13 protein-coding genes are annotated in these 12,189 nt (G+C 66.3%); 7 read left to right on the forward strand and 6 right to left on the reverse strand.

The window, feature by feature from the left end:
• Positions 1-17: 17 nt before the first annotated feature.
• The 4 genes from pstB (at position 18) to AB5S05_RS01805 (ending at position 3,716) form a co-directional block, all read left to right on the forward strand.
• The gene (gene pstB / locus AB5S05_RS01790; protein ID WP_369285699.1) at positions 18-851 is read left to right on the forward strand and encodes a phosphate ABC transporter ATP-binding protein PstB; all 834 of its coding nucleotides are present in this window, start codon (positions 18-20) and stop codon (positions 849-851) included.
• Between the two features lie 140 nt (positions 852-991).
• Positions 992-1,717 carry a phosphate signaling complex protein PhoU gene (gene phoU / locus AB5S05_RS01795; protein ID WP_369285700.1) on the forward strand — a complete coding sequence of 242 codons (726 nt, stop codon included), beginning with the start codon at positions 992-994 and terminating at the stop codon, positions 1,715-1,717.
• Between the two features lie 79 nt (positions 1,718-1,796).
• A complete protein-coding gene (locus tag AB5S05_RS01800; RefSeq protein ID WP_369285701.1) occupies positions 1,797-2,699 on the forward strand; it encodes a response regulator in 903 nt (300 codons plus the stop codon).
• A 120-nt stretch (positions 2,700-2,819) separates the two neighbouring features.
• Complete coding sequence (locus AB5S05_RS01805) at positions 2,820-3,716, forward strand: peptidoglycan DD-metalloendopeptidase family protein (protein WP_369285703.1); 897 nt, start codon at positions 2,820-2,822, stop codon at positions 3,714-3,716.
• A 245-nt stretch (positions 3,717-3,961) separates the two neighbouring features.
• Here AB5S05_RS01805 and AB5S05_RS01810 read toward each other — a convergent pair whose 3' ends face one another.
• The gene (locus tag AB5S05_RS01810) at positions 3,962-5,104 is read right to left on the reverse strand and encodes a BCCT family transporter (protein ID WP_369285704.1); all 1,143 of its coding nucleotides are present in this window, start codon (positions 5,102-5,104) and stop codon (positions 3,962-3,964) included.
• A 368-nt stretch (positions 5,105-5,472) separates the two neighbouring features.
• Between AB5S05_RS01810 and AB5S05_RS01815 the strand changes: the two genes are divergently transcribed.
• A complete protein-coding gene (locus tag AB5S05_RS01815) occupies positions 5,473-6,342 on the forward strand; it encodes an EamA family transporter (RefSeq protein WP_369285705.1) in 870 nt (289 codons plus the stop codon).
• Between the two features lie 6 nt (positions 6,343-6,348).
• On the opposite strand, the gene AB5S05_RS01820 is transcribed toward AB5S05_RS01815, so the two are convergent.
• The 5 genes from AB5S05_RS01820 to AB5S05_RS01840 all read right to left on the reverse strand — a co-directional run bounded on the left by AB5S05_RS01820 (position 6,349) and on the right by AB5S05_RS01840 (position 11,511).
• Positions 6,349-7,692, reverse strand: coding sequence for a hemolysin family protein (locus tag AB5S05_RS01820; protein WP_369285706.1), 1,344 nt, complete (start codon positions 7,690-7,692; stop codon positions 6,349-6,351).
• Between the two features lie 67 nt (positions 7,693-7,759).
• On the reverse strand, positions 7,760-9,064 hold the full coding sequence (gene phoR, locus AB5S05_RS01825) for a phosphate regulon sensor histidine kinase PhoR (RefSeq protein WP_369285707.1): 1,305 nt from the start codon (positions 9,062-9,064) through the stop codon (positions 7,760-7,762).
• A 77-nt stretch (positions 9,065-9,141) separates the two neighbouring features.
• A complete protein-coding gene (phoB, locus tag AB5S05_RS01830) occupies positions 9,142-9,831 on the reverse strand; it encodes a phosphate regulon transcriptional regulator PhoB (protein WP_369285708.1) in 690 nt (229 codons plus the stop codon).
• A gap of 109 nt (positions 9,832-9,940) precedes the next feature.
• The gene (ubiA, locus tag AB5S05_RS01835) at positions 9,941-10,834 is read right to left on the reverse strand and encodes a 4-hydroxybenzoate octaprenyltransferase (protein WP_369285709.1); all 894 of its coding nucleotides are present in this window, start codon (positions 10,832-10,834) and stop codon (positions 9,941-9,943) included.
• A 125-nt stretch (positions 10,835-10,959) separates the two neighbouring features.
• Positions 10,960-11,511: a chorismate--pyruvate lyase family protein gene (locus AB5S05_RS01840; RefSeq protein WP_369285710.1), complete on the reverse strand. Its 552-nt coding sequence runs from the start codon at positions 11,509-11,511 to the stop codon at positions 10,960-10,962.
• Positions 11,512-11,727: 216 nt separating this feature from the next.
• Here AB5S05_RS01840 and AB5S05_RS01845 point away from each other — a divergent pair, with 216 nt between their 5' ends.
• Both AB5S05_RS01845 and AB5S05_RS01850 read left to right on the forward strand, forming a co-directional pair.
• Positions 11,728-11,895 (forward strand): rubredoxin, encoded by a 168-nt coding sequence (locus AB5S05_RS01845; RefSeq protein WP_369285711.1) that lies wholly within the window; start codon positions 11,728-11,730, stop codon positions 11,893-11,895.
• 120 nt (positions 11,896-12,015) lie between these two features.
• The gene (locus AB5S05_RS01850) at positions 12,016-12,183 is read left to right on the forward strand and encodes a rubredoxin (RefSeq protein WP_369285712.1); all 168 of its coding nucleotides are present in this window, start codon (positions 12,016-12,018) and stop codon (positions 12,181-12,183) included.
• Positions 12,184-12,189: the final 6 nt, after the last annotated feature.

The raw sequence follows: 12,189 nt of genomic DNA on the forward strand, positions 1-12,189 counted from the left end.
AGCGTAGGGAGCCTCCCATGCAGCACCAAACTCCGAGTCACGGCATCGACATCGCCGCCCTGGGCCGCAGCAAGCAGAGCCTCAACCTGGCCGAGGAAACCGTGGCCATCGAGGTGCCCGGCCTGAACCTGTTCTACGGCGACAAGCAGGCGCTGTTCGACGTCAGCATGAATATACCCAAGCAGCGCGTGACCGCCTTCATCGGCCCGTCCGGCTGCGGCAAGTCGACCCTGCTGCGTACCTTCAACCGGATGAACGACCTGGTCGACGGTTGCCGGGTGGACGGCGAGATCAACCTCGACGGCCGCAACATCTACCGCAAGGGCGAGGATGTCGCCGAGCTGCGCCGTCGCGTCGGCATGGTGTTCCAGAAGCCCAACCCGTTCCCCAAGAGCATCTACGAGAACGTGGTCTACGGCCTGCGCATCCAGGGCGTGAACCAGAAGCGCATTCTCGACGAGACCGTCGAGTGGGCACTGAAGAGCGCGGCGCTGTGGGATGAGGTCAAGGACCGCCTGCACGATTCGGCCCTCGGCCTGTCCGGCGGCCAGCAGCAGCGCCTGGTGATCGCCCGCACGGTGGCGGTGCAGCCGGAAGTGCTGCTGCTCGACGAACCCTGCTCGGCGCTGGATCCGATTTCCACGCTGAAGGTCGAAGAGCTGATCTACGAGCTGAAATCCAAGTACACCATCGTCATCGTGACCCACAACATGCAGCAGGCCGCGCGGGTGTCCGACTACACGGCGTTCATGTACATGGGCAAGCTGATCGAGTTCGGCGATACCGACGCGCTGTTCACCAACCCGGCGAAGAAGCAGACCGAGGACTACATCACCGGTCGCTACGGCTGATGGCTGTCTTTGCGCGCCGGGCTGCGGCGGCGAGGCTTGCGGTACCGGCCGTACTGCCAGCGCTTGGCCGCCTTGCCCGATTCGCTCTGGCAAAGACCATTTCACCTGTAAACGCATCCGGTTAACTCAAGGGTTCGCACATGATCAACAAAGACAGCCTTACCCATCACATCTCCCAGCAGTTCAACGCCGAACTGGAGGAAGTGCGCAGTCACCTCCTGGCGATGGGCGGCCTGGTCGAGAAGCAGGTCAACGACGCGGTCACCTCGCTGATCGAGGCCGACTCCGGCCTGGCCCAGCAGGTGCGCGAGATCGACGACCAGATCAACCAGATGGAGCGCAACATCGACGAGGAATGCGTGCGCATCCTCGCCCGGCGCCAGCCGGCGGCCTCCGACCTGCGCCTGATCATCAGCATCTCCAAGTCGGTGATCGACCTGGAGCGCATCGGCGACGAGGCGACCAAGATCGCCAAGCGCACCATCCTCCTCAGCGAAGAGGGCGAGGCGCCGCGCGGCTATGTCGAGGTCCGGCATATCGGCGATCAGGTGCGCAAGATGGTCCAGGAAGCGCTGGATGCCTTCGCCCGCTTCGACGCCGACCTGGCCCTGTCGGTGGCGCAGTACGACAAGACCGTCGACCGTGAATACAAGACCGCCCTGCGCGAGCTGGTCACCTACATGATGGAAGACCCGCGCTCGATCGCCCGGGTACTCAATATCATCTGGGCGCTGCGCTCGCTGGAGCGCATCGGTGATCATGCGCGCAACATCGCCGAGCTGGTGATCTACCTGGTGCGCGGCACCGACGTGAAGCACATGGGCCTGGCGCGCATGCAGGAAGAGGTGCAGGGCAAGGGCAAGTAACCCGCCGTTGGTGCCTTTAGGGTTGGCCTTCGGCCAGCCGCGGCGACTATGCTAGGGGCCATTCGAACAGGAGTGGCCGATGAGCAAAGTCAGCGTGCTGGTAGTAGACGATGCAACCTTTATCCGTGATCTGGTGAAGAAGGGCCTGCGAGACCATTTTCCCGGCCTGCAGATATCCGAGGCGATCAACGGACGCAAGGCCCAGCAGCTGCTCGCGCGCCAGCCGGTCGACCTGATCCTCTGCGATTGGGAGATGCCCGAGCTGTCCGGGCTGGAGCTGCTCAGCTGGTGCCGCGAGCAGGACAACCTGAAAAGCGTGCCCTTCATCATGGTCACCAGCCGCGGCGACAAGGAAAACGTCGTGCAGGCGATTCAGGCCGGGGTTTCCGACTACATCGGCAAGCCGTTCTCCAACGAGCAACTGGTGACCAAGGTCAAGAAGGCCCTGAGCCGCGCCGGCAAGCTCGCCCAACTGGCCGCCAGCGCACCGCCCAAGGTGCTGGCGGGCGGCGGTTTTGCCAACGACTCGCTGGCCGCGCTGACCGGCGGCCAGGCGCCGGTGGTCAAGCCAGCGGCGCCAGCCGCCGAGCGTGCGCCGGCACCGGCCCCAGCGCCCTCGGCCAAGTCGGCGGCGCAGGCGCCGGGCGGTCGGGGCCAGGGCCAGTTGCGCCTGCCCGGCGGCAGCATGAATTGCGTGATCAAGGCGCTCAGCCTCAAGGACGCGCAGCTGGTGGTCAAGCGTGGGGAAAACCTGCCGCAGGTGCTGGAGAGCGCGGTGCTCGACCTGGAGCAGGGCGAGGGGGCCGAGGTGGCGCGGCTCAACGGCTATCTGCATTCGGTGGCGGCGCTGGAGCCCAAGCCGGACAGCGAATGGTTGCTGCTCAATTTCAAGTTCGTCGACCGCGACCCGCAGAAGCTCGACTACCTGTCCCGCCTGATCGCCCGCGGCACCACCCAGAAGCACTTCGTACCCGGGGCCTGACCGGGTACCGCCGAGCTCCGGGGGTGGGCAGGCGTCACATTCCACCCGGCTTCGGCTCGCGGGCCCCCGGCGCCGCTGCTAGTCTTAGGGCCTGGATGAACTCTGCAGTCATGTAATCCCATGAGCCTTCGCCTGACCACCCTGTGCCTTCTGTCGCTGCTCAGCAGCCAGGCGGCCGCCCTGACCATCTACAAGTACACCGATGCCAACGGCGTGGTGACCTATAGCGATCAGGCGGCGCCAGGCGCCCAGGTATTCGTGTTCCGCGACCGCATGGTCGAGCGCCTGGACAACCAGGTGAAGCTGGAGACCCAGAAGCACGAGGCCGGCGAGACCCTGCTGGTGCGCAACGACCTCTACGCCCCGGTGCAGATCGAACTGAAGCTGGTGGATGTCACCAATGCGGTCGGTGCCCCGGAGCAGCCGATCAACTGGGTGTTGCCGCCACGCAGCAAGATCCGCCTGGCGACCCTGGCGCCGCGCGATGCCGGCCAGCCGCTGCGCTACACGCCCAAGCTGCGCTACGCCCTGGGTGATCCGCGCCTGCAGCCGAGCCAGCAGCGCTACCCGCTGCCGTGGCGCGGCGGACCCTTTCGCCTAACCCAGGGCGCCAACGGCAAATACAGCCACTTCACCCCCAAGGGGCGCTATGCCATGGACATCGCCATGCCCGAAGGCACGCCCATCGTCGCCGCGCGCGGCGGGGTGGTGGTGAAGACCGAGAACGCCCAGAGCGGTCGTGGCAACAACCCCTCCGGCAACTACGTGCGCATCCTCCATGACGACGGCACCATGGGCGTCTACCTGCACCTGATGAAGGGCTCGGTGCAGGTCCAGGAGGGCCGCCGGGTGAAGGCCGGAAGCCTGATCGCACGCTCCGGCAATACCGGCAACAGCACCGGCCCGCATCTGCATTTCGTGGTCCAGCGCAACGTCGGTCTGGCCCTGGAGTCGATTCCCTTCAACTTCGCCCAACCGGTCGACAGCCTGCCGAACTTCGCCGTCGGCGGCGAATGATGCCGCCGCTGAGCTATCCCCCCTTCACTCGCCCCTGATCTCGGGCGCGCGGGCGCAGCTGATCTGTCTGGCTGTGCGACGCGGGGCCATGGAGGATCGGGGGCAGCTGCGCTGACATCAGCGGCAGGATGATCAGGGTAGGTGGCAACCCCGTTATCGAGTGCTGCTTCAGCAACCCGTAAGGTACGCCGAGCCGCCCCTCGGGGCGGGACTCGGGCATGGGCTGCTCGCAGCCGGTCGCTGGTCTAGTGGCTGGCGCGGATGCTGCGCAGGGCCGGACGATGGCGCAGCGACAGCAGCGCCAGGGTTACGGCATAGAGGGCGATCACGACCAGGCCCACCCACTGGATCTCGAACGGGGTGAACTTGAACAGCAGCACCAGGCTGACCAGCAGGGTCATGTTCAAGGCGATGAAGCGCGGGCGGCCGAGCCGCTCCACGCTGATGCCGAGGTTATCTGTGTACAGGCGCACCAGTGAGTCTACCGAGTTGATCACGAAGATCACCCCGACGCCGAGCATCGCCAGTTTCCAAAAATGACTGACTTCCAGGCCCAGGTCGAAGTAGCCGTAGAGCACGGCAAACCAGATGGCCAGGGGGATTGAGGGAATCACCAGCAGGGCCAGCAGCAGCTGCCAGGTGCGCAGGCCGCCGACGAAGCGCGAGACGAACTGGCCAATCATCACGCTCCAGGCGAACCACCAGAATAGGTAGAAGGCGTGGTAATCACCCAGGGGCAGGATGAAGCCGGGCAGTTCGGCGAAGTAGCCCGTCGCGATCTTGCTCGCCGCACCGGCGAAATGGTCGGCGCCGAAACCGGCCGCCCACCACATCCCCAGGATCAGGGCGAAGAACAGCCAGGTCGAGCCGACGCTGAGGACCTTCAGATAGCGAATGTCGGTGCTGGAATAGACCGCGGCCAGCACTATCCCCAGCACCACCAGGTAGGCCAGGCCGTCTCCCAGTTCGGGGGCGTACCAGGCGATGTTGACCAGGAACAGGTAGGCGGTGAAGGCGCAGGTAGAGATGATCACCAGGTTGTTGATCAGCTTGACCGGACGCAGTTCGAACAGCTTGACCCGGGGCTCGACCACGCAGAAGTAGAAGGTGGTGATGAAATAGAAGGCCCAGATCAGGAAGCCCCAGAAGCCGAACTCCACCGCCAGCGGGTTGGAGAATTGATACTGGGCCTCCTCCGCGTAGGTGGGAAACTCGGTCAGGGGGAAGATGATCAGGCCCATGTCCAGGCCGGAGGTGAAGAGGATCGCGAAGAAGGTGAACAGCCCCACAGGCTCCGGGCCGCTGCAACGCAGGTTGCCCCAGCGGATCAGGACCAGCACAGTGGTCGCCAGCAAGGCGATGATCGCCCCCGATAGAATCATATTCATAGCGTTTCCAGGCGCCCTGAGCGAGCGCTGCACTCTGCTGGTCAGCGCACGGCTCGGCGGCATTTTTCTTGTTGGTTTGATGTCCGGCAGACGGTTATGACGCGCAAGGCCGCTGCCGACACCATCCTGTCCGGACAAAGCGACGGCTGCATGCCCGAGGACGTCGCCGAATGTCGTGATCCCGGCTCGGTTTCCGGTGCGGGGCCACGGCTCAGCCCTTTCCCCGTCGAAGAGGCGACTATTGCCAGTCTTCTGGCCCGAGGCCGAGCGCCGGGCTCTATCCTGTATGTGCCGGGCTGGCGTCGAGTCAGGCGCCGGCCGGGTCACTGCCACGGGGGCGTGGCGCAATCATAGGAAGAAGTGCAAGGGTGCAGGACAGGCAGAAGGGCTTGCTGTTGACCGCGTTCGGGGTGCTGGTGCTGTCCCCGGACGCCCTGGTGCTGCGCTGGCTGGCCGCCGATGCGATGCAGGTCCTGGCCTGGCGCGGGCTGCTGATGGCGATCGGCCTGGGCCTGCTGCTGGCCTGGCGCTACCGCGGCGAATTGCCGGCCGCCGCCCGGCGCTGCGGCTGGGTCGGCCTCGGCTGTGGGCTGTGCTACTGCATCAGTACCCTCGGCTTCGTTCAGGCGATCACCCTGGCCGGGGCGGCCAATACCCTGCTGATCCTCAGCATCGCCCCGCTGATCGCCGCGGCCCTGGCCTGGTTGTTCCTCGGCGAGCGCCTGGCCCTGCGCACCCTGCTGGCGATTCTGATCTGCGTCGCCGGGGTGGGCCTTATCGTCGCCGACCGCCAGCCCGGCAACAGCCTGGCTGGCAACGCCTGGGCCCTGGCGGCGGCCACCCTGCTGGCCGGCAACTTCACCCTGGCACGCAGCCGGCCGGCGGTGGACATGAGCCCCGCGCTGATCCCCGGCGCCCTGCTGGTGTCGCTGCTCGGCTTCCTCGTCGGCGGCAGTCCGCTACTGAGCGTGCCGCAGTGGGCCGGTCTGGCCGTCATGGCCGGGGTATTGCTGCCGCTGGCCTTCATGCTGATCCAACTCGGCCCGCGCTGGATCAGCGCCACCGAGGTGGGCCTGCTGCTGTTGCTGGAGGTGGTGCTGGGGCCACTCTGGGTCTGGTGGCTGCTGGGCGAGGCGCCGAGCCGCCAGGTGCTGTTGGGCGGCGGGCTGATCTTGCTCACCCTGTGCGGCCACAGCCTTCTGGGTTGGCGGCGCGGCGCGGCGGCGCTGGACGAATGAGGCGCTTCAGTCCAGCTTGAGGACCTTGGCCAGGATGATCTTCGGCCCTCTCATCTTCTTGACGATGATGCGCAGGCCCTCGACCTCGACGACTTCCTCCTCCTCGGGTACCCGCTTGAGGGTCTCGTAGATCAGCCCGGCCAGGGTGTCGGCCTCGACGTGGTCCAGGTCCAGGCCGAGCAGGCGCTCGACCTTGAACAACGGGGTGTCGCCGCGCACCAGCAGCTTGCCCGGCTGGTAGGCGAGAATGCCGCGCTCGGCCTTGCGGTGCTCGTCCTGGATGTCGCCGACCAGCGCCTCGAGCACGTCTTCCATGGTCAGGTAGCCGATCACCTTGCCGTCGGCCTCCTCGACCAGAGCGAAGTGCGAGCCATCGCCCTTGCGGAACTGCTCGAGCAGGTCGGACAGCGGCATGTGCCGGTTGACCCGTTCGATCGGGTGCATCAGCTCGGCGATCTTCAGCGCCGCGGGCAGCATCTCCAGCAGCGACAGGTGCAGCAGCAGGTCCTTGATGTGCAGTACTCCGACGAATTCCCCGGCGGCCTCGTCGTACACCGGGTAGCGGCTGTACTTGTGCCGGCGGAACAGGCTGAACACCTCCTCCAGCGGGGTGTTCAGCTCCAGGAACACCAGGTCCTCGCGAGAGTTGGCCCAGTCCACCACCTCCAGCTCGCCCAGCTCCACCGCCGAGGCGACCACGCGCATCTCCTGGTCGCTGGGGTCGTGGGCGCGACTGGAATGGAGGATCAGCTTGAGTTCCTCGCGGCTGTAGTGGTGCTCGTGGTGCGGTCCCGGCTCGCCCTGGCCGGCGATACGCAGGATGGCGTTGGCGCTGGCGTTGAGCAGGAAGATCGCCGGGTACATGGCCCAGTAGAACAGGTACAGCGGCGCCGCCGTCCACAAAGACAGCAGCTCGGGCTGGCGGATCGCCCAGGACTTGGGCGCCAGCTCGCCGACCACGATGTGCAGGTAGGAGATGATGAAGAAGGCGGTAAAGAAGGCAATGCCGTGGACCAGCTGCGGCGAATCGATGCCCGCGGCGCCGAGCAGCGGCTCGAGCAGGTGGGCGAAGGCCGGTTCGCCGACCCAGCCCAGGCCCAGCGAGGCCAGGGTGATGCCCAGTTGGCAGGCCGACAGGTAGGCGTCCAGCTGGTTGTGCACGGTGCGCAGGATATGCCCGCGCCATCCGCTCTTGACGGCCAGGGCCTCGACCCGGGTGGCGCGCAGCCTGACGATGGCGAACTCGGCGGCGACGAAGAAACCGTTGAGCAGGACCAGCAGCAGGGCGAACAGCAGGAGGCCGAAGTCGGCGAAGTAGGTGGCGGCGGAGTAGCTCGTGGAGGGGTCCATATGGGGTTCGGTTGGCCAATGAGCGCTAAAGGGTGGGGGCTGCCGCCTGCCTTTGCAAGTCTAGGCGTTACTGCGGCCGCCGCACCATCTGCGAGCCGGGGAAGTGACAGGTGAAGGTGCTGCCCTTGCCCAGGCGGCTGCTGATTTCCAGGCGCCCGCGATGGCGCAGCAGCACGTGCTTGACGATGGCCAGGCCCAGGCCGGTGCCGCCGGTGTTGCTGGCGCGGCTGGAGTCGACCCGGTAGAAGCGCTCGGTCAGGCGCGGCAGGTGCTTGGCTTCGATGCCCAGGCCACTGTCCTGTACCGCCAGGTGCGCGCCCTGTTCATCGGCCCACCAGCGGATGTGGATCTGGCCTTCGTCCGGGGTGTACTTGACCGCGTTGAACACCAGGTTGGAGAAGGCGCTGCGCAGTTCGGCCTCGCTGCCCTTGAGCTTGAGGTGGGCGTCGGCTTCCAGGCTGATGCGGTGGCCGCGATCGCCGGACAGGGCTTGGGCGTCATTCTTGATCGACAGCAGCAGCAGGTCGATGGCCACCGGGTGGTTGTCCGAGGGGTAGTCGGTGGCCTCCAGCTTGGCCAGCAGGAGCAGGTCATTGAGCAGGTTCTGCATGCGCCCTCCCTGCTGCTGCATCTGCTGCAGGGGGCGCAGCCAGCGCGGATTGACCGCCTCGACGTTGTCCAGCAGGGTCTCCAGGTAGCCGGAAATCACCGTCAGCGGCGTGCGCAGCTCATGGGAGACGTTGGCGACGAAGTCCTTGCGCATTTGTTCCAGCTGGTGAATGCGGGTGACGTCGCGTACCAGCATCAGGTGCTCGCGGTTGCCGTACTGGGTGATATGGAACTGCAGGCGGCGATTGCCGTTGACCGGCGAGGGCAGGTCCAGGGGCTCCTGGTAGCTGCCCTTGTCGAAGTACTCCTTGAAACGCGGGTCGCGCACCAGGTTGCTGATCGACTGGCCACTGTCCTGCGGGGTCTTCAGGCCCAGCAGGGTTTCCGCGGCACGGTTCCACCACTCCAGGTTGCCCTGGCTGTCGAGCATGATCACCGCATCCTTGAGCGCCGCGGTGGATTCCTGGACCCGGTCGATCACCGCCTGCAGGCGGCCGCGGGCCTTCTCGTTGCGCCGTTGCAGGTGGTAGATGCTGTCGAACACCTCGCCCCACAGGCCGTAGCCGTCCGGCGGCGGCTCGTCCGGCTGTTCCTTCAGCCAGCGGTGCAGGCGCAGCAGCTGGCCGAGGTGCCAGCACAGGTAGGTCGCCAGGCCGATCGCCAGGATCCAGGCGTAGGCGCCGGTGAGCAGGCCGAGCAGCAGGCAGCCACCGACCAGCAGCAGCAGGCGGCGCACCAGGGCGCCGCGCCAGTTGTTATTCACGTGGAAGTCATCCGCCAATCGATCCTTTGCGCCGCGCCGGGCCGGCCGTCGGCAATCCTAACCCAGAATGCGGGTGACTAGCTCTTGGTGGAGAAGCGGTAACCGGTGCCGCGAACGGTCTGTACCAGGTTCTCGTAGGCCTCGCCGAGGGCCTTGCGCAGGCGGCGGATGTGCACGTCGACGGTGCGCTCCTCGACATAGACATTGCCGCCCCAGACCTGGTCGAGCAACTGGCCGCGGGTATAGGCCCTTTCCTGATGGGTCATGAAGAACTGCAGCAGGCGGTATTCGGTGGGGCCCATCTCGGCCGGCTTGCCGTCGATGGTCACCCGGTGGCTGACCGGATCGAGCAGCAGGCCGCCGATCTCGATCGGCCCCTCGCTGTCGCTGGGGCCGGCGCGGCGCAGCACGGCCTTGAGCCGGGCGACCAGCTCGCGCGGGGAGAACGGCTTGGTGATGTAGTCGTCGGCGCCGACTTCCAGACCCTGGATCTTGTTGTCTTCTTCGCCCTTGGCGGTAAGCATGATGATTGGGATGTCGCAGGTCAGCTCGTCGCGCTTGAGGCGGCGGGCCAGCTCGATACCGCTGGTGCCGGGGAGCATCCAGTCGAGCAGGATCAGGTCGGGCTTGCGATCGACAATGATGGCGTGGGCCTGCTGGGTGTTTTCCGCTTCCAGGCACTCGTAGCCGGCCATTTCCAGGGCCACCGCGATCATCTCGCGGATCGGTGCTTCGTCATCGACGATCAGGATGTTCTTGCCAACCATGGGTCCAGTCTCGGCTCGTTTAACTGTCGTAGGCGCATTAGATAACGGAATTATTGCAGCGATATGACAGCTGGTGGTCGCAATTGCGCCCACCAGGCATGCGCGCCGGCTAGGTATTCAGGGCGTAGTCCAGCACCAGGCCGACGAAGATCGCCAGGCCGGCCCAGTGGTTGTGCAGGAAGGCGTTGAAGCAGGCCATGGGCTTGCGGTTGCGGGTCTGGTGGTATTCCCAGGCGAAGCAGCCCGCCGCCACCAGCAGGCCCAGATGGAAGTACAGGCCCAGTTCGAAACGCGCGGCCGCCAGCAGCAGACATAGCAGCGCCAGGCCCTGCAGGGTGGCGATGATCAGCCGGTCGGCTTCGCCGAACAGGATGGCGGTGGACTTGACCCCGATCTTCAGGTCGTCTTCGCGGTCGGCCATGGCGTAGTAGGTGTCGTAGGCCACCGTCCACAGCAGGTTGGCGATATACAGCAGCCAGGCCTCGGCCGGCACGCTGCCGGTCTCGGCGGTGAAGGCCATCGGCATGCCCCAGGAGAAGGCCGCACCCAGCACCACCTGCGGGTAGAAGGTGTAGCGCTTCATGAACGGGTAGCAGGCCGCCAGGGCCAGGCCGCCGAAGGACAGCCAGACGGTGGCGGCGTTGGTCAGCAGCACCAGCACGAAACTCGCCGCCACCAGCACGCAGAACAGCAGCAGCGCCTCGCGCGGCTGGATCTTGCCGCTGGCCAGCGGTCGCGCCCGGGTGCGGCTGACGTGGCCGTCGAAGTCGCGGTCGGCATAGTCGTTGATCACGCAGCCGGCGGCGCGCATGAGGATTACCCCGAACACGAAGATCAGCAGGTTCTTCAGGCTGGGCACGCCTTCGGCCGCCACCCACAGCGCCCACAGCGTCGGCCACAGCAGCAAGTAGATGCCGATGGGTTTTTCCAGGCGCATCAGCTGGATGAAGTCCCAGGCGCGAGGATGCAGGCGATTCAGCGATTTCAGCAGGCGGGTGTACATCGGGGCGCGTCTCCGTGCGGGCTGCCGCGGATTATACGGATGATGGCGGCCTAGGGTGGATCGGGCTTTAGCGATCCATCAGGGTGGGCGATGGGGCGGTGGAAAGCGCGTCGCGGTTGTCCAGCCTAGGCATCTATCCCGGCCGCCGGCCAGAACGCCGGCAGGAACACTTCGGCCACCAGCACGCCGAGGGCGCCACGGCTGAAGCAGGAGCGGCGCGCCCACAGGCGCTCGTCGCGCACCGCGGCGGGCAGCCAGGCGGCGGGGTAGCGGCAGGCATGCAGAGCGCCGCGGTCGAAGGCGCGGTCGCTGAACAGCAGCTCGCCGAGCGAACGGCTGCCCAGGTCGGCCAGGTTCAGCCCCGAGCCCTCCAGGGCGCTGCGCGCCGCCACGCTGCGGGCGAATACCCAGGGCCGGCCGTGGCCGCACAGCAGCACCTCGCGCACCCAGCCCTGGCTGCCGTCGCGGACGCCGAGGGCCGCGCACTCGTCGTTGCGCAGGCGCTGCCAGCCCTCGGCCAGCGGGCTGACGCTGAAGCCGTGGTTGGACAGCGCGGTGAGGCGGCGGGTCAGCGAGTCCTGGTTGAACAGCCACTCACGCACCCCGGCGGCCGGGGCCGGGTGCAGTTGGTTGGCGGTCAGCCAGCGGGGCGGATGGGCGAGGGTGGCGTGGGTCACGGGCGGCACGGCGGAGGTCTGGAAGCCGGCGAGTGTAGCAACCCTCGGTGGTCGGCCGGTAGGGTGAGCCGGCGTAGACGGCCTGGCCTGCCTGAGCCGAGCGGCTGGCGGGGTTCGATGTCAGTCGTCCGTTGCACGCGTCTGGCGGCTTGGCGTTTGCCCGCTATTGCGGTAGTTTTTCCTGACGTTACCCCCTAGATACACCCTGAGGTCGATATGAAGAAGTGGCAATGCGTGGTCTGCGGACTGGTTTATGACGAGAGCCAGGGCTGGCCGGATGAGGGCATCGCCGCCGGAACCGCTTGGCAGGATGTGCCGGAAGACTGGCTGTGCCCGGATTGCGGCGTAGGCAAGCTGGATTTCGAGATGATCGAAATCGCCTGATGCCCAGGATTAGCGAACGGCGGCCCTGGGGCCGCCGTTTTTATTGGTGCGCCCGCCGGTGTTGGCGCTTGCCGGACGGTTGCAGTAGGGTCTGTGCAGGAGTCAGTGACGAGGGCGCCCATGAGCAAGTGGCAATGCGTGGTCTGCGGATTCATCTATGACGAGATCACAGGCCTGCCCGAAGACAACATCGAGCCTGGAACCCGCTGGGAAGACATACCCGCCGACTGGGTGTGCCCGGACTGCGGCGCAGGCAAGCAGGATTTCGAGATGATCGAGGTCGGCTGAACCCGA

It is taken from the genome of Pseudomonas zhanjiangensis, from assembly GCF_041027545.1.
In the GTDB taxonomy this organism is placed as follows: domain Bacteria; phylum Pseudomonadota; class Gammaproteobacteria; order Pseudomonadales; family Pseudomonadaceae; genus Aquipseudomonas; species Aquipseudomonas zhanjiangensis.

What these genes read in the sequence shown, in the direction of transcription:
- AB5S05_RS01850 (WP_369285712.1), top strand. Translation starts at nt 12,016, where the DNA reads ATGAGCAAGTGGCAATGCGTGGTCTGCGGATTCATCTATGACGAGATC.
- AB5S05_RS01805 (WP_369285703.1), top strand. Translation starts at nt 2,820, where the DNA reads ATGAGCCTTCGCCTGACCACCCTGTGCCTTCTGTCGCTGCTCAGCAGC.
- AB5S05_RS01845 (WP_369285711.1), top strand. Translation starts at nt 11,728, where the DNA reads ATGAAGAAGTGGCAATGCGTGGTCTGCGGACTGGTTTATGACGAGAGC.
- AB5S05_RS01800 (WP_369285701.1), top strand. Translation starts at nt 1,797, where the DNA reads ATGAGCAAAGTCAGCGTGCTGGTAGTAGACGATGCAACCTTTATCCGT.
- pstB (WP_369285699.1), top strand. Translation starts at nt 18, where the DNA reads ATGCAGCACCAAACTCCGAGTCACGGCATCGACATCGCCGCCCTGGGC.
- AB5S05_RS01810 (WP_369285704.1), bottom strand. Translation starts at nt 5,104, where the DNA reads ATGAATATGATTCTATCGGGGGCGATCATCGCCTTGCTGGCGACCACT.
- phoB (WP_369285708.1), bottom strand. Translation starts at nt 9,831, where the DNA reads ATGGTTGGCAAGAACATCCTGATCGTCGATGACGAAGCACCGATCCGC.
- phoU (WP_369285700.1), top strand. Translation starts at nt 992, where the DNA reads ATGATCAACAAAGACAGCCTTACCCATCACATCTCCCAGCAGTTCAAC.
- ubiA (WP_369285709.1), bottom strand. Translation starts at nt 10,834, where the DNA reads ATGTACACCCGCCTGCTGAAATCGCTGAATCGCCTGCATCCTCGCGCC.
- AB5S05_RS01820 (WP_369285706.1), bottom strand. Translation starts at nt 7,692, where the DNA reads ATGGACCCCTCCACGAGCTACTCCGCCGCCACCTACTTCGCCGACTTC.